At 38.7% G+C, this 22,280-nt stretch carries 20 protein-coding genes; 2 read left to right on the forward strand and 18 right to left on the reverse strand.

Translation table 11 applies throughout. From position 1 onward, the window contains the following. From purF to AB3I34_RS03580, 8 genes are all read right to left on the reverse strand, one after another. Positions 1 to 1,440: an amidophosphoribosyltransferase gene (gene purF / locus AB3I34_RS03545; RefSeq protein ID WP_002401381.1), complete on the reverse strand. Its 1,440-nt coding sequence runs from the start codon at positions 1,438 to 1,440 to the stop codon at positions 1 to 3. Further along, the gene (gene purL, locus AB3I34_RS03550) at positions 1,416 to 3,635 is read right to left on the reverse strand and encodes a phosphoribosylformylglycinamidine synthase subunit PurL (protein ID WP_002378402.1); all 2,220 of its coding nucleotides are present in this window, start codon (positions 3,633 to 3,635) and stop codon (positions 1,416 to 1,418) included. Before purL ends, purF begins: the two co-directional genes overlap by 25 nt. Beyond that, positions 3,632 to 4,306, reverse strand: coding sequence for a phosphoribosylformylglycinamidine synthase subunit PurQ (purQ, locus tag AB3I34_RS03555; RefSeq protein WP_002357272.1), 675 nt, complete (start codon positions 4,304 to 4,306; stop codon positions 3,632 to 3,634). Before purQ ends, purL begins: the two co-directional genes overlap by 4 nt. Next, complete coding sequence (purS, locus tag AB3I34_RS03560) at positions 4,307 to 4,558, reverse strand: phosphoribosylformylglycinamidine synthase subunit PurS (protein WP_002357271.1); 252 nt, start codon at positions 4,556 to 4,558, stop codon at positions 4,307 to 4,309. A 13-nt stretch (positions 4,559 to 4,571) separates the two neighbouring features. Further along, positions 4,572 to 5,285 carry a phosphoribosylaminoimidazolesuccinocarboxamide synthase gene (gene purC, locus AB3I34_RS03565; RefSeq protein WP_002357270.1) on the reverse strand — a complete coding sequence of 238 codons (714 nt, stop codon included), beginning with the start codon at positions 5,283 to 5,285 and terminating at the stop codon, positions 4,572 to 4,574. A 151-nt stretch (positions 5,286 to 5,436) separates the two neighbouring features. After that, on the reverse strand, positions 5,437 to 6,561 hold the full coding sequence (gene purK, locus AB3I34_RS03570) for a 5-(carboxyamino)imidazole ribonucleotide synthase (protein ID WP_002397378.1): 1,125 nt from the start codon (positions 6,559 to 6,561) through the stop codon (positions 5,437 to 5,439). Then, positions 6,554 to 7,042, reverse strand: a complete 489-nt coding sequence (gene purE / locus AB3I34_RS03575) for a 5-(carboxyamino)imidazole ribonucleotide mutase (RefSeq protein ID WP_002378405.1) — start codon at positions 7,040 to 7,042, stop codon at positions 6,554 to 6,556. The genes purK and purE overlap by 8 nt, the downstream gene beginning before the upstream one ends. Before the next feature lie 174 nt (positions 7,043 to 7,216). After that, on the reverse strand, positions 7,217 to 8,083 hold the full coding sequence (locus tag AB3I34_RS03580) for an SPFH domain-containing protein (RefSeq protein ID WP_002357267.1): 867 nt from the start codon (positions 8,081 to 8,083) through the stop codon (positions 7,217 to 7,219). 148 nt (positions 8,084 to 8,231) lie between these two features. On the opposite strand from AB3I34_RS03580, the gene AB3I34_RS03585 reads away from it, so the two are divergent. Further along, positions 8,232 to 9,107: an NAD(P)H-hydrate dehydratase gene (locus tag AB3I34_RS03585; RefSeq protein ID WP_002364088.1), complete on the forward strand. Its 876-nt coding sequence runs from the start codon at positions 8,232 to 8,234 to the stop codon at positions 9,105 to 9,107. 97 nt (positions 9,108 to 9,204) lie between these two features. Here AB3I34_RS03585 and AB3I34_RS03590 read toward each other — a convergent pair whose 3' ends face one another. From AB3I34_RS03590 to AB3I34_RS03605, 4 genes are all read right to left on the reverse strand, one after another. Further along, positions 9,205 to 10,845, reverse strand: coding sequence for a peptide ABC transporter substrate-binding protein (locus AB3I34_RS03590; RefSeq protein ID WP_002364090.1), 1,641 nt, complete (start codon positions 10,843 to 10,845; stop codon positions 9,205 to 9,207). Positions 10,846 to 10,907: 62 nt separating this feature from the next. Beyond that, positions 10,908 to 11,228, reverse strand: a complete 321-nt coding sequence (locus AB3I34_RS03595) for a cupin domain-containing protein (protein WP_002361960.1) — start codon at positions 11,226 to 11,228, stop codon at positions 10,908 to 10,910. Positions 11,229 to 11,363: 135 nt separating this feature from the next. Then, positions 11,364 to 12,383 carry a branched-chain amino acid aminotransferase gene (locus AB3I34_RS03600; RefSeq protein ID WP_002361961.1) on the reverse strand — a complete coding sequence of 340 codons (1,020 nt, stop codon included), beginning with the start codon at positions 12,381 to 12,383 and terminating at the stop codon, positions 11,364 to 11,366. Positions 12,384 to 12,573: 190 nt separating this feature from the next. Then, positions 12,574 to 13,026 carry a DUF2188 domain-containing protein gene (locus AB3I34_RS03605; protein WP_002361962.1) on the reverse strand — a complete coding sequence of 151 codons (453 nt, stop codon included), beginning with the start codon at positions 13,024 to 13,026 and terminating at the stop codon, positions 12,574 to 12,576. A gap of 178 nt (positions 13,027 to 13,204) precedes the next feature. Between AB3I34_RS03605 and AB3I34_RS03610 the strand changes: the two genes are divergently transcribed. Next, positions 13,205 to 13,816, forward strand: a complete 612-nt coding sequence (locus AB3I34_RS03610; protein WP_002381806.1) for a hypothetical protein — start codon at positions 13,205 to 13,207, stop codon at positions 13,814 to 13,816. Positions 13,817 to 13,862: 46 nt separating this feature from the next. Here the strand turns inward: AB3I34_RS03610 and AB3I34_RS03615 are convergent, their stop codons facing one another. From AB3I34_RS03615 to AB3I34_RS03640, 6 genes are all read right to left on the reverse strand, one after another. Next, complete coding sequence (locus AB3I34_RS03615) at positions 13,863 to 14,507, reverse strand: DUF998 domain-containing protein (protein ID WP_002377212.1); 645 nt, start codon at positions 14,505 to 14,507, stop codon at positions 13,863 to 13,865. A 120-nt stretch (positions 14,508 to 14,627) separates the two neighbouring features. Continuing rightward, on the reverse strand, positions 14,628 to 15,782 hold the full coding sequence (locus AB3I34_RS03620) for an AI-2E family transporter (protein ID WP_010712541.1): 1,155 nt from the start codon (positions 15,780 to 15,782) through the stop codon (positions 14,628 to 14,630). Between the two features lie 240 nt (positions 15,783 to 16,022). Then, a complete protein-coding gene (locus tag AB3I34_RS03625; RefSeq protein ID WP_010712542.1) occupies positions 16,023 to 19,997 on the reverse strand; it encodes an endo-alpha-N-acetylgalactosaminidase family protein in 3,975 nt (1,324 codons plus the stop codon). Positions 19,998 to 20,146: 149 nt separating this feature from the next. After that, complete coding sequence (locus AB3I34_RS03630; RefSeq protein ID WP_002361967.1) at positions 20,147 to 20,554, reverse strand: PTS sugar transporter subunit IIA; 408 nt, start codon at positions 20,552 to 20,554, stop codon at positions 20,147 to 20,149. A gap of 19 nt (positions 20,555 to 20,573) precedes the next feature. Continuing rightward, on the reverse strand, positions 20,574 to 21,383 hold the full coding sequence (locus tag AB3I34_RS03635) for a PTS system mannose/fructose/sorbose family transporter subunit IID (protein WP_002357254.1): 810 nt from the start codon (positions 21,381 to 21,383) through the stop codon (positions 20,574 to 20,576). After that, on the reverse strand, positions 21,370 to 22,269 hold the full coding sequence (locus tag AB3I34_RS03640) for a PTS sugar transporter subunit IIC (RefSeq protein ID WP_002357253.1): 900 nt from the start codon (positions 22,267 to 22,269) through the stop codon (positions 21,370 to 21,372). The genes AB3I34_RS03635 and AB3I34_RS03640 overlap by 14 nt, the downstream gene beginning before the upstream one ends. Between the last annotated feature and the right edge of the window lie 11 nt (positions 22,270 to 22,280).

Here is a 22,280-nt window from a genome sequence, read left to right on the forward strand (position 1 = left end):
TCAATTCCTCCTAGTTTCTTTTTTCAAGGATGCTTGATATTGTTCTTCATAATCATACAAAGGCGTTGGATAGTCTCCATTAAAGTAAGCCATACACAGCCCAGAATAAGGAGCATCATAATTTAATTGAATCCCATCAATCAGCCCTGCTTCACTCAAAAAAGCCAGCGAATCTGCGCCAATCTGCTCTTTGATCTCTTCAATTGAATAGTTTGCCGCAATTAGTTCGTCCCGCGTCTGTATATCAATGCCATAAAAACACGGATATTTTAATGGTGGTGAAGCAATTCTGACATGAACTTCTTGCGCTTCTGCTTCTTTTAATAAATGAATAATGCGCCGAATAGTGGTCCCGCGAACAATCGAATCATCTACTAAAACGACTTTTTTTCCTTTGACCACTCCACGAACTGCCGATAGTTTCATACGGACACCTTGTTCTCTTAATTCTTGTGTCGGCTGAATGAATGTTCGAGCGACATATTGATTTTTTACTAAACCTAGTTCGTAAGGAATCCGTGCTTCTTCTGCATAGCCGCTAGCTGCAGACAATGACGAGTTTGGTACCCCAATTACCATATCAGCTGCGACTGGACTTTCGATTGCCAAGTTCTTCCCCATTCTTTTACGAGCTGTATGCACATTAACTCCAGCAATATTTGAATCTGGTCGTGCAAAATAAATATATTCCATTGCGCAAATCGCCGGTTGGACTTCCGTAGTGAAAACCTCTATTTTCAAGCCTTCATCAGAAATGATGACTACTTCACCAGGCGCCACATCTTGAATAAAGCGAGCCCCAACTGTTTCTAATGCACACGTTTCGGATGCGACAACGTACGCCCCATTGTTCATTTGTCCGATGGAGAGAGGGCGAAAGCCGTTGGGATCCAGTGCAGCAATCATCATCGTTTCTGTTAATAAAAGATAAGCAAAGCCACCCTTAACCAAATTCAAGCTCTCTTTTAATTTATCGAGAAACGAGGCAGCAGTGCTTTTTCGAATCAAGTGCATTAAAATTTCAGTGTCTGAATTGGAATGAAAAATAGCTCCTTCTCTTTCTAGTTGTTTTCGTAAACGCTTGGCATTTGTCAAATTGCCATTGTGTGCTAACCCAATTTGACTATCATAAAATTTAAATAAAAATGGCTGAATATTATCCACGCTACCCGTACCAGCGGTTGCATAGCGTACATGACCAATAGCCGCCGTTCCTTCTAACGCATTCAGTTGTTCTTGCTTTTGAAATACTTCTGCTAATAAACCTAAATCACGGTGGCCATCTAATTTCCCAGAATTGTTCGCCACAATTCCCGCGCCTTCTTGGCCTCGATGCTGCAAGCTGTGTAAGCCAAAATAGGTCACTTGTGCCGCATCAGGATGACCCCAAATACCAAAAATACCACACTCTTCATTTAAGCTTTTTGCTTCATAAGACATGGAATCGCATCCTCCCATAAGGCTTTGGCTTCTTTTGTTGAACAATTGATCACATCATCTAACGCATGAATGATCAAACCAGTTTCAGTCACTTTCCCAATATGTTGAGCTTTTCTTCCGATAAGTGTTTCAAATGCTTCTTGATGCTGGGAACTAACTGAAAGAATAAAACGGGATTGCGTCTCCGCAAATAGATATTCTTTTTTTAATGGCAGTGTCACCTGTAACCCCAGTTCGTTAGCAAAAGCCGACTCGGCTAAAGCAACGGCAACGCCACCTTCAGCGCAATCATGCGCGCTAGCAACTAGGCCTGCTTGAATTGCTTTTAAAACTAATTCTTGGTTTGCTTTTTCCTCTTTTAAATCAAATGAGCGTAATTGCCCTTCAATTCGCCCCAGTTGCATTTTTTGAATTTCTGAGCCGTTAAAATCTGCGTGGGTTTCACCGATGAGATAAATTAAGTCATCCACTTGTTTAAACGCTTGTGTGGTAATTTGTGAAACATCTTCAATCACTCCCACCATGCCGATCATTGGCGTTGGATAAATGGCTTGACCATCTGTTTCATTGTAAAGAGAGACGTTCCCTGAAATCACGGGTGTTCCTAGCTGACGGCAGGCTGCGGCGATTCCATCCGCCGACGTCCATAATTCCCAAAAACTTTCTGGTTTATCAGGGGAACCATAATTCAAACAATCAGTGATAGCCAAAGGTTGTGCTCCACTTGCTACAATATTACGGGCTGCTTCTGCAACCGCAATTTGCCCACCAATTTCAGGATTTAAATACAAATAACGGCTATTACAATCTGTCGTCATTGCTAAGGCTTTATTGGTGCCCCGCACTCTTAAAACAGCTGCATCACTTCCTGGTTGCACCACTGTATTCGTTTGTACTTGACTATCATAGGTTTCGTAAACTGATTTTTTCGATGCAATCGTTGGCTGTTGCAATAGGCGTTTTAATAATTCCGTACTATTCGTAATTTCTGGAATGAAGGGCGCTAATTTTTTAAAAGCACGCATCCGTTCTGGTTCTTGATAGGCTTTCTGGTAAACAGGTGCTTCTTCTGCTAAAGCATCTACTGGTACATCTGCGACTATTTTGCCACTGTGAAAGACACGATACTGTCCATCATCTGTTACGGATCCAATCGTTACCGCTTCTAAGTCATATGTTTGAAACAATTCACAAACTTGCTGTTCTGCTCCTTTTTCCACACAGATTAACATCCGTTCTTGGGACTCAGACAAGAGCATTTCATAGGGGCTCATCTGCGTCTCTCTCTGCGGAACTTTATCTAGCTCTAGAATCAAGCCTGAACCTGCTTTTGATGCCATTTCAGCACTTGAAGAAACCAAGCCAGCCGCCCCCATATCTTGGATGCCGATTAAAATATCTTGATGATTTTTGATTAAATCAAGACAAGCTTCCAATAATAATTTTTCCATAAACGGATCACCTACTTGTACCGCAGATCGTTGCTGTTCTTCACCTTCACTAAATTCTTCTGAAGCAAAGGTCGCACCATGAATTCCATCTCGTCCTGTTTTCGCACCTACGTAAAGAATGCTATTTCCGACGCCTTTTGCTTGGCCTTTTTGAATCTCATCATGACGAATCAATCCCACACACATAGCATTGACAAGTGGGTTTCCTTGATAACATGGCTCAAAAGCAATTTCGCCGCCAACGGTTGGAATACCAATACAATTTCCATAACCGCTAATCCCCGCCACAACTTCTTGAAACAAATAACGTGTTCGTGCATCCGTCAGTTCGCCAAATCTTAGCGAATCCAGTAAAGCAATCGGCCGCGCCCCCATACTGAAAATATCGCGAATAATTCCACCAACGCCTGTAGCTGCTCCTTCGTAAGGTTCTACTGCAGAAGGATGATTATGGCTCTCTGCTTTAAAAACAACAGCTAATCCGTCACCAATATCGACAATCCCAGCTCCTTCACCAGGGCCTTGAAGCACTTGTGGCCCTTCCGTCGGAAACTTTTTTAAAACGGGCTTGGAATTTTTGTAAGAGCAATGTTCACTCCACATCACGGAGAATAAGCCAGTTTCTGTATAATTAGGTTCTCTTTGTAAAATGGTCTCAATCTGATGATATTCTTCATCTGTTAGTCCCCATTCTGCATACAACCGTGTCTCCTTGATTTCTTTTGGTGTTGGTTCATTCATCATTGGCTTAATTCCTTTCCAAAGTTTTTAATGATTGAAGCAAAAAAGCTGCGTCCATCTGTTGAACCTAACAATTCTTCCATCGCTCGTTCCGGATGAGGCATCATTCCTAGAACATTGCCCTGTTCATTACAAATACCAGCAATATTCGCAAGACTACCGTTCACCTTTTCTTGATACGTAAAAACAATTTGGTTCTTTTCTTTCAGCTCTTGCAACGTTTTTTCATCACAATAGTAATTCCCTTCGCCATGCGCTACTGGTAAATGTATCGAAACATTTTCAGGATACTCGCTTGTAAACTTTGTGTGCGTATTCACTTTCAATGGGACACTTTTACAAATAAAACGAAGCGAATCATTTCTTAGCAACGTGCCAGGAAGTAAGCCAATTTCTGTTAAAATTTGAAAGCCATTACAAGTACCAAAAACCATTTTGCCTTCTGTAGCAAAGCGAATCACCTCATTGATAATTGGCGAAAACCGAGCAATTGCACCACAACGTAAGTAATCGCCATAAGAAAAACCACCAGGCAACAATACGCCATCAAATTTTGCTAAAGAAGTGGCATCGTGTCGGACAAATTCTGCATCGACGCCCATCACCTCTTTGACAGCCCACAATAAGTCTGCATCACAATTGGATCCTGGAAAAACAATCACTGCCAATTTCATTTAAATTTCCTCCAAAGATAAAATTTCAAAACGATAGGATTCCATATTTACATTGGCTAATAGTTGATCACAAATTTGTTCAATTTTCTCTTCAATTGCTTCTGTCTGCTGGACGTGCATTTCAAAATACTTACCGACACGGATTTCGGCTACTTCTGTAAAACCAAGCCGATGGACTGCTTCCTTAACCGCTTCACCTTGGGGATCCAAAATTGATTCTTTATACGTAACATAGACTTTGACAAAATACATACGCGCTTCCTCCTCAATTAGCTGTTAGTAAACGTTGTAAAACTTCTTCATATACAGGAACTATTTCTCCTAATTCACGGCGATAAACATCTTTATCCAGATGTTCGTTTGTGTTTAAATCCCATAGACGACAGGTGTCTGGAGAAATTTCATCTGCCAGTAACAATTGATTGGCCTTCGTCCGACCAATCTCGATTTTAAAATCGATCAAACAAATATTGAGGCGTTGAAAGAGTTGACTAAGCGCCTGATTAATTTGTAAAGCCAATGCTTTAATCTCCACAATTTCAGCAGGAGTGGCTACTTTTAGAAATTGAATATGGTCTTCGTTAATAAAAGGATCATCCAGACGATCTTCTTTGTAATAAAATTCAATAATGGGCGTCACTAATTTAGTGCCCTCTTCAATCGCTAAACGTTTTGAAAAACTTCCTGCCGCATAATTACGTACGACAACTTCCAAAGGAATCATTTCTACGGCCTGAATTAATTGTTCGTGTTCAGATACTTTTTTGATAAAATGATTGGGAATCTTCTGTTGCTGTAAATGTTCAAAAATTAGACTAGTGATTTGATTATTTAAAGCGCCTTTCCCAAGAACTTTGTCTTTTTTTTGACCATTTAAAGCTGTTGCTTGATCAAGATATTCCACAAAAAGAACCGCTGCATTTTCTGTTTGATACAACTTCTTCGCTTTTCCTGTATACACAAGTGCTTTCTTTTCCATTCTTTCCCTCTTCTCGTTAGCTTCATGAACCCTATTCTTTCTAAGTCAGCTGATTTACATCAGACAAAAACTTACATTAGTTACAAAAAAACAATAATCGTTCGTGTTTGTCGAATGTAAAAATAAAAAACTTGCTTGGAGCAAGCATTTATTAAGTTACGTTCCAAATACCAACAGCCTCAATTTCCTTTAACGTTTCTGATAAGCAAGGTGTTGTAATGGTGACGTGGCCCATTTTTCTGCCCACTTTTGATTCAGCTTTTCCATAGTAATGGACTTGCCAAGTGGGTTTTGACGTGCATAACTGGTAGCTTTTTTCTAAGTGTTCACCTAAGAGATTCACCATAACCACTGGTTGAAGTAACTGGGGTAACCCAATGCCCCAATTGCTAATCCCTCGAATATGCGCATCAAATTGACTAAATGAGCAAGCTTCAATAGAGTAATGACCTGAGTTATGAGGCCGTGGCGCTAATTCATTGACGTACAACTCTTCTGAATCCGTTAAAAACAGTTCGATAGCTAAAACCCCAGATAAATTTAATTCCTCAGCAATGTGTTGCGCCAATTCCGCTGCTTTTTGTTGCACATTCTCAGAAATTCGAGCGGGCACAATTGATTCATGCAAGATATTCTTTCGATGAATGTTTTCAGATGCAGGAAAGCTTTGGTAACCATGCTTATTCCCTGCAACGATGATTGAAAGTTCTTTAGTGAAAGGCACCCACTTTTCTAATTCACAAGTGGCGTTAGCTAATAATTCAGTCGCTTGGGAGAAATCCTCTTCGCATTTTAAGACGACCTGTCCTTTTCCATCGTATCCACCTTGAATAGTTTTTAAGACACATGGAAAACCAATCTTTTCTGTTGCTTGTGGCAGCTCTTTCTGACTTTTCACTTCCGCAAAAGGGGCAATCTTACAGCCAATCGATTGAAGAAACGTTTTTTCAAGCAATCGATTTTGAGTAATTTTTAACAATTCTGTTCCTTGTGGCAGCTTTTCTAGTGGAATGGCCTTTTCTAGGGAGGCCACTTCAATATTTTCAAATTCATAGGTGATCACATCGCATAACTCTGCTAGTTCAGTTAAAGCAGATGTCTGATCAAAGGCTGCCACAATTTGACGGTCAGCTACTTGACCAGCTGGACTATTGAGCGTCGGGTCCAACACAATCATTTGGAAACCCATTTTTTTACCACTCATGACTAGCATTCGCCCTAACTGTCCCCCACCTATAATGCCAATAGTTGCTCCGACTTTTAAAGGTTTATTCAAGTTGTTCCCCACTTTCCATAACCGCTTTTTCCAATGATTGTCGTCTTGCTTGGATTCTTTCTGCTAGCTGTAAATCATCAATACTTAGTATTTCTGCAGCTAATAAGCCAGCATTGGCAGCACCTGCTGAGCCAATCGCAGTTGTTGCTACAGGAACTCCGCCTGGCATCTGCACAATAGACAACAGTGAATCAATACCGTTTAATGTTCGTGTTTTAACTGGAACACCAATGACAGGTAAGGTTGTCTTTGCAGCTACCATCCCTGGTAAATGGGCCGCTCCACCAGCGCCAGCGATAATAACCTTCAATCCTTTTGTTCGTGATTCCTCTGCAAAACGAAACATCAAATCAGGGGTCCTATGTGCTGATATCACTCGTTTTTCATAAGGAATTCCCAACTCTTCCAACACAAGACAAGCAGCTTTCATCGTTGCCCAGTCTGAGGTACTTCCCATAATCACAGCGACTAATGGTTTCATGAATGTAATAACTCCTTCCGCCTTTTTTCACTGTTATTCTAACAATGAGAAAAAGAGATGTCAAAGAAAAACCGAAATATTATAGATTAAAATTATATAATGTTCGTGTTTATCAAAAAAAAGAGTCATCGGAAAGATGACTCTTTTTTTGCTATTTTTAGCGTTGCTTCCTCTTTAAGAAGAAACATCGCCTGTATTAATAACTGGTTGTGTGCCTTTATCAGTAATGATTGAGACTAGTAAATTATTAATAAGTTGTACTTTTCGTTCATCGGTAAAATTAATTTCTTGCCCTTCTTCGATCTGTTCTAAGGCCATTTGTGTCATGCTTACCGCACCTTCAACAATTGTTTGTCGAGCCGCTAAGATTGCTTTTGCTTGCTGTCTTTGCAACATGGAGCTAGCTATTTCAGTTGCATAAGCTAAATGATTCAACCGTGTTTCGATAACCTCTACACCAGCCACTGCTAAGCGTTCTTGCAATTCTTTGGTTAACTCCTCGGAAATTTGTTCGGTATTTCCTCGCAGAGTTACATCATTATCTGAAAAAGTGTCATAAGGATATTGTGTTGCTACATGCCGGATTGCCGTTTCGCTTTGAATTTCCACAAAGTCTTGATAATAATCGACATTAAATAACGCCTTAGCTGTATCGACTACCCGAAAAACAATGACCGCAGAGATTTCGATTGGATTCCCGTCAGAGTCATTGACTTTTAATAGAGAACTATTGAAATTTCGTACTTTCAAAGAAATGTTCATTTTTTGCGTAAATGGAATGGTAATAAACAACCCATTTTCTTTAATCGTACCTAAGTAACGACCAAAAAATAAAATCGCTTTCGCCTGGTTGGGACTAACAATAGTTAAGGAACTTAAAAATAAAATAGCCCCAACTAACAAAATAATACCTAAAACAACAAGAACTCCATTGGTATGACTTGCTCCATAAATAAATAAACCAATTCCCGCAATTAAAATAACTAATAAGCTCGCAATTCCTACGTAGCCACTCATATAAAATGTTTTTTTCTCTTCCATCTGTTTCACTCTCCTAACTCATTTATCTGGTCCTTATTATACACCTCATTGCCTTCATTAGAGTAACTTTTAACATTAATAAACTGATTTTTTCGGGGCTCTTGTAGTATACTGAGAACAAAGAAATCCCAAGAAAAGGAGTGATAGAATGCGCTATTTAAGCAAGGACATTTTAGAGGAAGTCATCACTCAACGCCCCTCCGACTCTTATAAAAGCAATTTTGGGCGTGTCGTATTAATCGGAGGAAACCGTCAATACGGCGGAGCCATCATCATGAGTACCGAAGCGTGTATCAATAGTGGCGCTGGTCTCACCACTGTGATTACTGATGTTAAAAATCACGGGCCTTTACATGCAAGATGCCCAGAAGCGATGGTCGTGGGCTTTGAAGAAACAGTCCTTCTGACGGACGTCGTAGAGCAAGCGGAGGTTATTTTAATTGGTCCAGGTTTAGGCTTAGATGCTACTGCACAACAAATATTAAAGATGGTACTCGCCCAACATCAAAAACAACAATGGTTAATTATCGATGGCTCAGCAATTACCCTGTTTAGCCAAGGCAATTTTTCCCTTACCTATCCTGAAAAAGTTGTTTTCACACCTCATCAAATGGAATGGCAACGTTTGAGTCACTTACCTATCGAGCAACAAACACTGGTAAATAACCAGCGCCAACAAGCAAAATTAGGCAGTACGATTGTTTTAAAAAGTCATCGCACAACAATTTTCCACGCAGGAGAACCTTTTCAAAATACAGGTGGCAACCCTGGGATGGCTACTGGCGGAACTGGGGATACCTTGGCTGGCATCATTGCTGGTTTTTTAGCTCAGTTTAAGCCGACAATTGAAACCATTGCTGGCGCCGTCTACTTACACAGTCTCATTGGAGATGATTTGGCCAAAACCGACTATGTTGTTTTACCAACGAAGATTAGTCAAGCCTTGCCGACATATATGAAAAAATATGCCCAGCCACACACTGCACCTGATTCTGAACTATTAGAACAGAAGCGTTCGAGATAAAACCCGAAAAGGCTAAATGGTGACAAATTTTGGGTTAAAAAGCAGGATTTAAGCCTGGGCCGAAAATCAAAAGCGATTTTCAGCCCAGGCTCTCTTTTTATTTTTCCTTATAAACATTTTTTAACGTTAACGGAGCGCCAAAGGTATGAAAATTCAAGCCTTTGACTTTATCATTTTGCAGGACTGTTTGTTCATTTTGGCTAAGTGGAATCATGCCAGCAGTCGTTTCAATCACTTCTTTTTCAGCCGCAATCAGTGTCGCCCATCTTTTTTCTGGCTCTAAGGCATAGGTTGTGGCTGCTTCATCTAATAATTTGTCATAGACAGGGTTCTGATAATTGCGATCATTGCCCTTGTATAAAGTCATTAGGGTAGAAATAGGGTCTTGATAGTCTGGTGTCCAGTAAATTAAGAATAAATCATAGTCACTTTCTCGCCCAAAGTTCAATGCAGCTTCGGTCGGCAATGCGGTTAGCTCTATTGTCAAACCAGGAAACAGTTCTTGTAGCGAGCCTTGCAAACTTTCACCAATTTTTTTGTAAGAACCATCATCTGTTACCATCAATTCAACGTTAACCTTTTCTCCTAATTCTGCTTGTGCTTTTTTCCAATAACTTTGCGCTTTTTCTTTGTTATAAACCATTAAATTACCTGCTTCTTGACGAAAATCGAGGCCCGTTGTGGGATTCGCCACAAAGCCTTCCGTAATCGCACCATGTAGCGCTTTAGAACCATCTGCAATAATATTATTGACTAGATTTTCTTTATCTATGCCTAAAGCCAACGCTTTACGCAGGTTTTCGTTTGCAAGCGGCGTTGTTTGCCCTTTCCGTTTTTGATTTAAGCGCAAATAGTTCATTGTCGCTGTTGGGTACGAATGATACAACGTATTATTTTTATTCTGTTGCGCCAATTCACCACTTAGTGTAGCCACATCTAATTGTCCATCTTCAAAAAGATTCAATGCGGTAGATGTTTCTTTGATAACCGTATAATTGATAATGTCTGAGCGCACGTTCTGGTGATCCCAATAGCGATTATTTTTTGCTAGTTGCCAGTCCATCTTTGTTTGCTGCCAATCTTTTACCACAAACGGACCATTATAGACGACTTTATCACTAGCAGTTCCATAGTCCGCACCAAATTGTTCGACTACTTTTTGATTTTGCGGGAAAAATGTAGGAAAAGCTAATAAGGACGTAAAGTACGGTTTTGGCTCTTTGAGCGTCACTTTTAAAGTATAATCATCCACAGCTGTGACACCAAGTTCATTGGGTGCTAATTTCCCAGCTGAGATTTCTGCACCATTTTGAATTGTTTCAACGATGAGGAAGCTATAAACAAAGCCGTTTTTAGGATCAATCATTTTTTTCCAAGCATATTCAAAATCATGTGCTGTGACAGGATCATCGTTACTCCAAACCGCTTCTTTTCTCAAAGAAATCGTGTAGGTTTTTCCATCTTCTGAAATCATCGGCAATGCTTTTGCTACGGCTGGTACCAATTGGTCTTGTTCATCTAAACTATATAACCCTTCAAACGCTGCTGTTTGGACAATAGCATCTGGAAAATCCAATAATACAGAGGTGTTGAGCGTTGTTAATTCCGAGGGTGACATCAGTTGAACGGCTTCTTTGGTATTTTTCTGTTTCTTTTTATTTTCATTTTTATTGGTACACCCAGCTAAAAATCCTACCAATAAAATACAAACCATTATGATTTTTAAATACTTTTTCATCTTCTTTCTCCTATAACTCTTCATTTTTTTATGCTCTTACTTACAGAAAGACAGCTCCCCTTTTATTTTGTCCTTTCCACAAGCATCCAGACAACGACCGCTTGCTCCAACCCATCATTATAATTAATGTGCCCCTCACCAGCTTCAATTAATTGGGCTTGTCCAGCTTTTCCAACTAAGTCTTGACCATCTTCTAAAATCGTATGTGCTTCGCCAGAAATCACATAAGAATATTCATCCTGTTCATGGCGAGCATATCCAGCTAAAGGCCGTTTTTCACCAGGTTGTAATGTAATAATGCCCATTTGAACTTGTGCATTTGGTTGGTTTTCTTTATCAAAAAAAATCGTCATTTCTTCTGATTCTGCTGATTTAATAAGCAATAGCTTTCCCTCCTTTTTTAAATCTTGTATCTTCCATTATTCCTTTAAATAGAATCAAAGTCAATATTTTTATAGAAAATTCTGAATATTCTACACAAAAAAAAAGAGAGCATGAATTCTCTCTTTTTTGTCTCTTTAAGCTTTTACAATCCAGCCTTCTGGCGCTTCTTTGTCACCAAACTGTATGCCAACCAGTTCATCATATAGTTGCTTAGTCACTGGTCCAACTTCCGTTTCACTATAAAATACATGGAAATCTGTGCCGTTTTGAATCCCACCAATAGGAGAAATAATCGCCGCTGTGCCACAAGCACCAGCTTCGGAGAAGTCCGCTAATCGATCAATGTAAACGTCTCCTTCAAGCGCCGTCATCCCTAAACGTTCTTTTGCTAGCGTCAATAATGAATATTTAGTAATACTTGGTAAAATAGACGCTGATTTCGGCGTAATAAAAGTACCCTCTTTGGTTATGCCAAAGAAATTAGCTGCACCAACTTCTTCAATTTTCGTATGCGTATACGGATCTAAATAAATGCAATCACTAAATTCTTTCTCATGTGCTTCTGCACCTGGTAAAAGACTAGCTGCATAATTGCCCCCCACTTTAGCGGCCCCAGTTCCTCGACCCGCTGCTCGATCATATTCAGAAACGATAAAGTTGGTGGGTGCTAAACCATTTTTAAAATACGAACCAACCGGCACGCAAAAAATAGAAAAAATGTATTCTTTGGCAGGTGCTACGCCAATATTATCGCCGACACCAATCATATAAGGGCGAAGATACAACGTACCGCCCGTTCCATATGGCGGTAAATAAGCAAGGTTGGCTTTCACCACTTCTTGGCATGCAGAAACAAAGGTTTCTACTGGTACTTGTGGCATCAGTAGACGCGCACAACTTTTTTGTAGCCGTTTGGCATTTTCATCTGGACGAAACAAATTGACAGAACCATCTGCACATTGATACGCTTTTAATCCTTCAAAACATTGTTGGCCATAATGTAGAGCAGGCGAACCTTCACTAATCGTTAACTGATTGTTATCTGTTAGCGTGCCTTCTTCCCACTTGCCATCTCGCCAATAACTAATATAACGAAAGGGCGTTTTAATGTAAGAAAATCCTAAATTATTCCAATCAAGATTGGCTTTTTCCATTGTCGTAGCACCTCAATTATTTTGATTTTTTATCTTAATTAGTGTAATTGTACCCACCAAAAACTAGAAAAGCAAGCCTTATTCTCATTCTTAACTTTTGTTATTTTTTCTTACTTGTCCATTTCTCCCTCACCAAAAAACCTTGATAGCCGTTTCTTGAATTGCAACGGAATATCAAGGTTTCGAAAAATTATTCAGTATACTCTTTGGTTTCTTGTAACGTACCATCTTGCTTATAGATTTTCAGCTTTGTTTGCTTATTCCGAGCAATTTCTTGAGCTCGTTCAATCGCCTCTTGTTTGTGGGTAAATGTATTACTTGCTTTTTCAGCGCTGTCTGAAATCACCAACCATTGGTCGTCTTTATATTTAACGTTGACAGCCGCCGTTAATAATTTCCCCGCATGTTTATCCTGTTTATGCGAATCTTGTTTCGTAGGATTTGCTTCTTGTTCGAAGGCCTTTTTGTCTGCTGCACTTGCCTCTTGATACCATTTCTCCGCTTGACTAATCGCAATTGGAATGGCGCGATCATCAGGGTAGCCATCCGCAAGCAACGCATTGCCAATATCTATCGCTTTTTTCCGAATCAAAGGTGCTAAATTTTTCATTGATGTAGGATAATCATTCATATTCCAAGGCATCAAAATCTCCTCCTAAAATTCTGTCTATTAATAGCTTACTACAGAAAAGGAACATTTGAAAAAGAAATGATTACTTTGAATATTTCCTGAACCTTCTTGAGAGAATAAGCCTAATTTCCCATTAGCCAAACTTCTCAATCTTTGAGTGTATGATTACTCATTTCCCTTTGAATCAGTTATGATAAAGGAAGAAATAAATAAATTTTTTGGAGGGATTTTCATGAAAATGTCTAAAGTACTCACCACTGTTTTGACGGCAACTGCTGCTCTTGTGCTGCTTAGTGCTTGTTCATCTGATAAAAAAACAGATAGTAGTTCTAGTAGCAAAGAAACAGCTAATTCAAGTACAGAAGTAGTCTCTGGTGCTTCAATTAGTGCCAAGCCTGAAGAGCTCGAAATGGCGTTAAGTGATAAAGGAAATTGGATTGTCGCAGCTACTGACAATGTCACTTTTGATAACGAGGTAACAGTTGCTGGTACTTTCCATGATAAGGGGAAAGATTCCAACGATGTCTATCGTAAATTAGCGCTTTATTCTCAAGATGATAATAAAAAAGTAACTGCTGAATATGAAATCACGGTTCCTAAGCTAATCGTTTCTTCTGAAAATTTCAACATCGTTCACGGGACTGTCAAAGGTGATATTGAGGTGAAAGCAAATGGCTTTACTTTAAATGGTACCAAAGTTAATGGCAATATTACTTTTGATAAACAAGAATACAAAGATTCTGCTGACTTAGAAAAAGATGGTGCCACTGTTACTGGTGAAGTCACCGTAGCCAATAATTAAGTTCTTACCAGACAATTTTAACTAGTAAAAAACCAATGACGAATGTTCAATCAAATTTGTCATTGGTTTTAGTTTGTAAACACAGTGCCAGCATTGGTAGATAATTACAAAATGAACTCACTCTTTGCCATAAGCCTAAATAATTAAATGGTTTTACCTGTTGTAGTTGTGGAATCCTTGCTAAGCCATATAAGCCGGCTGCAAGCATACATAAAATAAACAAAAAGCCAAAAAGTTTTTTATTTTTTTGCGAACCGTATTTACTATAGATAATGGTTAAGACGCCTGATAACAACAAAAAGCCTGTATAACCGACTGCTGATCCTCCGTTATGAAGCGCGGCAGCAACTGTGCCAGCGCTTGAAGTGTCTACGCTGAAGAGCCCACTGAAAATACAATCAAATAAACCATAAGCGCCAATCATTGCCACTACTAACCAAGCACCTTTTTTCGTTTTTCTGGAAAAAATAGCATATATCCTAGGTAAACTTGCTAACATCAACATTCCCGCAATGATAGTTAACCGATTAAAGTTTTCCCTAACTGGACTATTCACATCACCTAATAAGCTAATTACTTCTGTCAATTGATTGTAACCTTGATCTTTGAATCCGACATAATAAGGTGTAAAAAAATCAAGTAAGACCCCTAAAACTAAAAAATAGCCGCCATATTTTTTTAAAAACTGCATCTATTCACCTCAATTTTGATTTTCTATTTACTTTAAGTATAGCATATCAAAAATTCCAAATAATGAAACTTTCTTTTCCACTAAAAAACTTTTCGTCAACGCGAGACGAAAAGTTTTACTTTAGGATTCAATAGAATCTACAATCTTATCATTTTCTTTTGATTCATTTATCCACTCCGAGACAATAATTTTAATGATTGCAGCAACAGGAACTGCTAAAAACATCCCTAAGACGCCGAAGTACGCCCCCCCAATCGTGATTGAAACAATAATTAAAATCGGATTGACATTTAGGGCATCTCCCATAATTCGAGGACCAATAATATTGCCGTCAATTTGTTGTAAAATTAATAAAACTAGTAACACCGTAATGGCTTGAGTAACACCACCTGTGAAAAGCGTAATCACACCAGCAACAATTGACGCAAAAATCGAACCAAAATAAGGAATCATATTACAAATACCTAATAAAATCCCCAAAGTCACAGCAAATTTCACATTCAAAATACTTAACAAAATCGTTGATGAAACGCCAATTATACAAGCATCAAGAAATTGGCAACTGATAAATTTATAGAAAATTTTATTCGTTGTATTTAACCAGGTTTGTGTTTGCTTGTACACTTTTTCAGACAGCAATTTGTGGGCGGCCTTTTCAACAAATGTCAAAATAGATTGCTTAAATACCAGCGCATATATTGAGATAATCAACGTCAAAAATGCATTTAAAAAGAATGAAGAAACATTTTTAGTCAACGTTCCTAATGAAAACAACGCTTGTGTCCATTGATTTAAAAAACGTTCTGGCGACAAATCTTTAAGGACACTATTTAAATATTTTTCAATCGCGGCTGTTTTTAAAATCCCTTTATCTTCTAAACTCATCACAAACTGAACCATGTGATCATAAAAAGTGGGTAAAGAGTTTGCTAAATCTACTAAATTACTAATGAGTAGCGGAACGATATAGTTTAATGTCAAGACAAAAATAAACAAAATAATTAGGTACAAAAGGAGTACGCTCAAGCCGTGTTTCGCTTTTTTTACAACTGGTAAAGGAACTCTTTCTAGTAATCCCTCGATTTTTTTCTGACTTCCACTCAATAAATAAGCAATCACGAACCCAGTAATGAATGGGGATAAGATGCCTAACAAACCCGAAACACTATGGACAAAGTGCTGATAATTCGTGATTAATAAATAGCCAACAATCAGCGCCATTACAAATAAAAAGCGGACAACCCAGTAATTCCAATCAACATTGTATTTCTTCAATCACTTCACCTCTAAATAAATTATGCCTATCATTGTAATTGTAAACGATTTGTGGCAAAAGGCAAGTTTGTCCATTCGTTCTTGATGAAATACACAAAGAAGCCTGACACTTTAAAAAATGTGTCGGTTTATTCTGCAGTATAAAAATGAGGCACTAGACCTTGCTTCTTTTCATAAAAGAAGCAACTTGGGCTACAAGTACGTTTAACTTGTAGCCCAAGTTGCTTAGATAGACTAAATTTATTTTTTCGATTCCACTGTGACCGTAAAGTTATCCATAATGAAATCTTTATCGGCACCTGTTGTAAAAATACCAAACGTAGTGTTTCCTGAAGCATCCCCAATTATTTCTGCTTCATAATGCTTGGTTTGACCATCTGCTGCTGTCGAAGTCAACTCACCGACTGGCTTAAAGTCATTGTTATTTTTCAACTCCCCATTAATGGTCCCAGCAGTAAAGACATTTTCACCATCAGTTTGATAATCAAATTGGACCGTATATTTCTTGTTCGGTTCAAATTTAATATTTTGCGGAATTGTTTGAAGCATCAAACCTGCTCCTTGTTTATGGGCTTTCAAGGACCAGTTGCCTTCTAATACATCTGAAACAAGGTTTCCATTCCAACCATATTGTGTGTAAGGTTCATTTCTTTCTGATAAATGAATCCGTGGATCTTCTACACCACCAGCTGAGCCTTTAACAAACGGATATAACCCAACTGCTTGTGTGTCTTCAAAATCTTGCTTAATAACTGTTTGTTTGTCTGGGTTCATGATATCCGTTTGACGCTCAACAATTCGTAAATCATCAAATTTTGTAACGGAATTGCCTTTATCAACCGCTAACGTCACCGAGCCTTTTTTGGCATTATCTGGGATTTCAAAATCAATTCGCATATTTTGCATATACTGCGGATTTTTCCTGCTTGTATGGTTAATATCTGCCTGAATATAGTTTTGGGCAACCGAATTATTCACTGTCCGCGTATATTTTTTACCACCAATTTTAACAGTTACTGTGGCTTTACGATCATGTGTTTCTGTGTTTAGATACAAACTATATTTTCCTGGTTTAGGAAGATTGATGTCTTGTTTGATTTCGGTTCTTTCTTTTTCTGAACTAAAGACATAATCACCGTTAGCATCTTTTTTAACATCTCCATCACCTCGGAAAACTTTCCAGTTATTTTTCAAGGTATTGGCTTCATTAAATCCAGGATCTTTAAATGGTGTTCCTGTTCCAAATGTCATCGGTTCAATACTGTCAGGTTCAGCAATGACATACGGTGTATTAGCCTCGGCTTGGATGGTCACTTGGTTATTTGTAGTGGCAATTGCGCCTTTGTCAATACGCCCTTGATCTGTTAATTCATATAAATGTAAATTCGTTTTTCCTTGCATTTTCTTATCCAATGACCAAGTGCTGGTACCGCCTTTTGGATTCCAGTGATATAGTTTGTCTTGACCATTGACATTCCAAGGCAGTAGATACGCATCACCTTTTAGAACTTCTGTCTCATTTAACGTAATGCTTCTTGGCGAATTAGCATCTGCTTGAGTAACGGTCACTTTTTCAGCACCGTTCGCTAATTTAATCGTGCCATAGATTTGACCATCTTCTGCTGTTGTAGTTTCCCAGTTCGTAATTTGGTAATGTTGTAAGAACTTAGTTGGGACATTAATGGCAAAAGTTTTTTGGCGATAGGTATTAAAATTGGTTTTACCCACCCAACCTTCATGGGCTTCAAATTCAGCTCCACCTAACAAAGGGTTGTCGGAAATAATCCAAGTGTCTTTTTGGTGATTCCGAATAAAACGAACGATTGTACTGTTAAAGCCTTTCGTTGTTGTACCGCCGTAATCTTTTTCTGCAGACCAATGGTTCCAAACCGAGTCATACTCTAAAGCATTCGGAAATTCATTGGTTGTAAACCAACCGAGTGAATTAATTTCTTTACTTAGTTGACGACTTGCCCAACCTGATTCGCCTTGGTTGCCCCAAACATCAACATAAATATAATCTAGATTCGGTGCTTTTTGTTTTAATTCTTTAAAGCGCTCATAGCGACGACCACTCAATGCATCGGGTCTTTGTTTAATAAAATAAGACGGATCTAACCAATCCCAGCCACGCTTCGTTGGATCAACTAATTCCTCATTAAATCCTTTTGCTTCTGGGTAAGACTCGGTGTCATTAATATGCACACCGAAAACGGCATTTAATTTATGGCCTTCATCAATTAATTGATTCAACGCTTGTTCCCCGCCAGGTCGCTGACCAATAGCACCGTAATCTGGATGCGCAGAATCATGTCCTTCATTTTGATACCCTTTTAGTAAATTCATTTGTCCTAATCCATCTGTTAAATTGTAAATGCGTTTTGATTCGTCTAACGTCACTAAGAATGGGTTTGTCGCCTGACTAGCAAAGTTAAAAGGAATCCGTTGGTTGACTAATTCAGGGACTTTTTCCGCGCCCATTGGGTTATTCATAATTGAACGGAACCCAATTGCCGCATCTTGCCAATCCACCCGATTGTCGTCATTGCTATCTTTTGAGAATTTAACTTTCACTTCTGGCGTTTCCCCAGTTGTGTAATCTTCCGGTGCATCAAATGGTCGATAGGTCCATGCCCCACTTGACAAGGTTGTTACAAAACCAGTCGCCGCTTCTTTTGTTTGTTTATGGATTCGATTATTGTCACTACCATCGACAGAGCCGTCTCCATAGGCGTTCGTCCAAAAACTTGCAGCATAATTCGCCGTATTTAAGAAACCATACATATATTTTTTCGTTTCTTCTTGGCTTGTTGTAGTTAAATCTTGGATAGTATCACCATTTTTATTTCCGTTATTTGCATTTGTCCCAGTATTCATCACAACGCCAGCAAAAGTCGCCCCTTCATCTGTACTATTGACAGAAATCAAGCCTTGATTTGGAATTGAAATTGTGTGTATTTTGGTTCCTTCTTCACGAATATCTGAGAGTTTCATAGCTAATTCTTGGCCTTCGGAAACAGTCAATGTCGTTGTGAAACGCAGACCAATTTCTGGGACAGCTACGTTATAAACGGCTTGATTTGCTTCACTCTTTTGTTTTTCAGCAGTTGCTTTATATGCTTTGCCATCAATCATTACTTGGTCAATTTTCTCGTGTTGGCCATTAAAAATCACTTGATTACTCTGAGGGTCTTCGTAACGAATAATTCGTGGAAATTGTGGGTCAACCACGGCTGTTAAATCTGCAGAAGAGATTTTGTCGCCTTTTTCAGCTTCATTGTCTTTAGCAACAACAATGCTGGCTTTTGCTTTGATGTTTGTATTTTCCAAAGTACCGTCGACTTCAAAAGTTCCTGGTTCTTTGTATGCATCAGGATCGATTTCATCCCAACGGACTGCTTCATTGGCTTCTTTACCAGTATTATAGGTCACTTTTACTTGTTTCGGTAATTTTGGTGCGACACCAATTTTTGTAAAAACTTTGACTGGCGCAATTTGTGTCACTTCTGGCACAATTTCCGGAATGCTATCTACGGGGCCATTTTTAAAATAGTCATAATTGACAATTTTTTTGTCGTACCACAAACGGACACCCACATGTCCGGCTTCTGTTGGAATTTTGTCTCCATTGGCTAAAACAGGTTCTCCTTCGTAAATCAACGTGGTGTTAAGCCAGATAGTAATTTTTTCACCAACATAACGTACTTTCAACAAATAATTCGTATCTTCATTTAATGTTGGCCCAGAAATCGAATCATTCCACGAATTAGGGCTTTCAACTAACCATTTGCCATTCGCGTTATAGCCTACAAAAACCCAGCTATCTTTGGTATTACCACGAATAATCACACCCGTTCGACCGCTTCCAGCAGTGTATTTAAACTTTGTTTCTACTTCACCATCAGCTAATTTAGGGGAATCTAAATTTAAAGATACGGCATTATTACCTGCTGCTGCATCTCGTGAAATCGCCAATGACTCTCCTGCTAATTCTCGATTTGTTTTACCAATCACATCTTGCCACTCACCAATTTTCCCTCCTGGAAAATCAGATTGCCACAATTTTTCTTCTGTTGCGGTAGGTTCCACCATTGATGAGCTTGTTTCAGTGCTGCTGTTTGTTGTTTCTTCTGCAGACGTACTTAATGGTACTAAAATCGTTGCGCTTGCCAATAGTGTCAATGTACTAAATCGTTTTATTTTTCCATGTTTCATCTGATAAATCAGCCCCCTAACATTTTTGAACACGCTTTCATTATTAACAATTAAAGGGGCGTTCCAAAAATAAATTCTTTTATTTTTGGAACGTCCATCTCTAAATCATTCTCTTAAAAACTTTGATTACTTACGACAACAAGTCAGAATTATTCATCCTCGTCATCTACTGCAACATTTAGCAGCAATTCGTTGACTTTCACAATACTTTCTGCTGATTCCTTAACATAGTCACCTTCGATCGCTAATAAACTTGCATTTACATAGCTGATAACCATCGGTAAATTCATTCCAGTATATAAGTCAAACGAAGCACCTTGCATAATTTTTTTAGATAATATATTACACGGTGTCCCCCCTAATAGATCAGCAAAGACAACAAAATCTTCTAACGATTCCGTAATCGCTTCAAATTTTTCTAAAAAGTCAGCTTCACCTTCTTCTGGTAATAAAGCAACAGTGGAAATTGTTTCTTGCGGTCCCATAATCATCTCCGCACTTTTTTTCAATTCCTCGCAAAAACGGCCATGACTTACTAAAACTAAATGTTCACTCATCGATTTTCTCCTGTCTTACTTATTTTGAAATAACACCTAACGCAGACAATGCGACACAGACAATTAATACGATAAAAATGGCTTTAGTAGATGTCATATTCTTTTTACCTAGCATCCAATAAACGCCACCGACAATTCCTGCAGGAAGTAGACGTGGTAAAATCATATCCAAGTTATTTTGCATGTTAAGTGTTACATCCCCAATACTTGGTGCCCATGATAGTTTGACATTAACCATCGTTGCCACTAAAGCGCCAACCATGAAGACCCCTAGTAAAGTTGCAGCGTCTGTTAAGGCAGTTAAGCGGTGTTGCATAGTTGTCACCAAAGAAATTCCTTCGCGATACGCAAATTCCAATTGTTTCCAACGGAAGACCATCACGGCAATTTGAGCAACAATCCAGATAAAGATACCAGTTGGGTTGCCATTAATCGCCATGTTGGCAGCTAGCGCCCCAAAAATAGTTGGAATTAAAGCTGCGAAAATTGAATCCCCAATTGCTGCAAACGGTCCCATTAAACCAGTTTTCAAACCTGAAACTGTTTGTTTTCCAGCAATGCCTTCTTTTTCTTCAATGGCCAAATCGATCCCTGTAATAATCGTATTAAAGAAGTTTGAAGTATTGAAAAATTGCGTGTGTGTTTTCATCACTTCTTTTAATTCAGGCGTATCATCCCCATAAATTTTACGCAATTGTGGCAAAATCGTATACAAGTAACCTGATCCTTGCATTCTTTCGTAGTTCCAACCTAATTGGAAAGTAAACAAGCTTCTGCGATTAATTTGTTTAAAATCTTCTTTCGTCAATTTATAATTAGATTTCGTCATCTTCAATCTCTCCTTCGTCTGAATCATTCGCTGCATGTTCTTTTTTGGCTGCTGGCCCACTCGGAATCATTTGACCATTTTTGTAGCTAATTGCGGCTAAAGCGAAACCAATTAAAGCAACTGCTAACATTGGTAATGCGTTAAATACACCACTGAAGTCTTTCACAACGCTCGCAACAGATGTTCCTAAAAGTTGCATGTTTGTAAAGATTGTTCCTAGTAAAGCAGTTACAGTAAAACCAAGAATTAAATAAGGGAAATGTTTTTTCACTGGTAAGTAACGTAGTAAAATTGCAAAACCGACCGCTGGTAAGACCGCCCCAGCAACAGACAAGCCATCACCTAACCATTTCAAATCGCCATTTAGGACAGATACAACTTTTTGTACTAAACCACCACCAAAAGCAAGTGCTAAGAAGACTGGAATCATTCGAGAAAGAGACCAAGGTAAGGCACCCATTAAGAAGTTACGTTCAATTCCTTTATAGTTCATATCTTCGACCATTTTATCAATCCGATGTGCAAAGTAGGTATTCGCAAAACGAGCCAAAATGTCTAATTGAATCATTAAACTAGCAACTGGTACTGCAATAGCAGCGATTGCTTGTTCAGGGTTCATTCCTAAAGACACAGAAAATGCTGTGGCAAGAATCGTGCCTGAGTTAGCATCAATTTTGGAAGCACCCCCGAAAGTCCCAACTCCTAATACAGTTAATTGCATACTTCCACCAATAATAAGTCCTGCTTTAATATCCCCCATCACTAATCCTGCAAAAAGACCTGCAAACACTGGCGCACTTAATGAAGAATAAATTTGTAATTCATCTAAAATTTGGTATCCTGCGTATAATGTTAATAATAAGATCTGCCACCATAAGATATTCATTTTTTGTTCCC

It is taken from the genome of Enterococcus sp. C102(2024) (assembly GCF_040888205.1).
Taxonomy (GTDB): Bacteria; Bacillota; Bacilli; order Lactobacillales; family Enterococcaceae; genus Enterococcus; species Enterococcus faecalis.

Coding starts and splice junctions, on each gene's coding strand:
- AB3I34_RS03635 (WP_002357254.1), bottom strand. CDS start 21,383: ATGACGAAATCTAATTATAAATTGACGAAAGAAGATTTTAAACAAATT.
- AB3I34_RS03615 (WP_002377212.1), bottom strand. CDS start 14,507: ATGCAGTTTTTAAAAAAATATGGCGGCTATTTTTTAGTTTTAGGGGTC.
- AB3I34_RS03590 (WP_002364090.1), bottom strand. CDS start 10,845: ATGAAAAAGTATTTAAAAATCATAATGGTTTGTATTTTATTGGTAGGA.
- AB3I34_RS03610 (WP_002381806.1), top strand. CDS start 13,205: ATGATAAAGGAAGAAATAAATAAATTTTTTGGAGGGATTTTCATGAAA.
- AB3I34_RS03580 (WP_002357267.1), bottom strand. CDS start 8,083: ATGGAAGAGAAAAAAACATTTTATATGAGTGGCTACGTAGGAATTGCG.
- AB3I34_RS03585 (WP_002364088.1), top strand. CDS start 8,232: ATGCGCTATTTAAGCAAGGACATTTTAGAGGAAGTCATCACTCAACGC.
- AB3I34_RS03640 (WP_002357253.1), bottom strand. CDS start 22,269: ATGAATATCTTATGGTGGCAGATCTTATTATTAACATTATACGCAGGA.
- AB3I34_RS03600 (WP_002361961.1), bottom strand. CDS start 12,383: ATGGAAAAAGCCAATCTTGATTGGAATAATTTAGGATTTTCTTACATT.
- AB3I34_RS03605 (WP_002361962.1), bottom strand. CDS start 13,026: ATGCCTTGGAATATGAATGATTATCCTACATCAATGAAAAATTTAGCA.
- purL (WP_002378402.1), bottom strand. CDS start 3,635: ATGATGAATGAACCAACACCAAAAGAAATCAAGGAGACACGGTTGTAT.
- purC (WP_002357270.1), bottom strand. CDS start 5,285: ATGGAAAAGAAAGCACTTGTGTATACAGGAAAAGCGAAGAAGTTGTAT.
- AB3I34_RS03625 (WP_010712542.1), bottom strand. CDS start 19,997: ATGAAACATGGAAAAATAAAACGATTTAGTACATTGACACTATTGGCA.
- purF (WP_002401381.1), bottom strand. CDS start 1,440: ATGTCTTATGAAGCAAAAAGCTTAAATGAAGAGTGTGGTATTTTTGGT.
- purE (WP_002378405.1), bottom strand. CDS start 7,042: ATGAAACCATTAGTCGCTGTGATTATGGGAAGTACCTCAGACTGGGCA.
- AB3I34_RS03630 (WP_002361967.1), bottom strand. CDS start 20,554: ATGAGTGAACATTTAGTTTTAGTAAGTCATGGCCGTTTTTGCGAGGAA.
- purS (WP_002357271.1), bottom strand. CDS start 4,558: ATGTATTTTGTCAAAGTCTATGTTACGTATAAAGAATCAATTTTGGAT.
- purQ (WP_002357272.1), bottom strand. CDS start 4,306: ATGAAATTGGCAGTGATTGTTTTTCCAGGATCCAATTGTGATGCAGAC.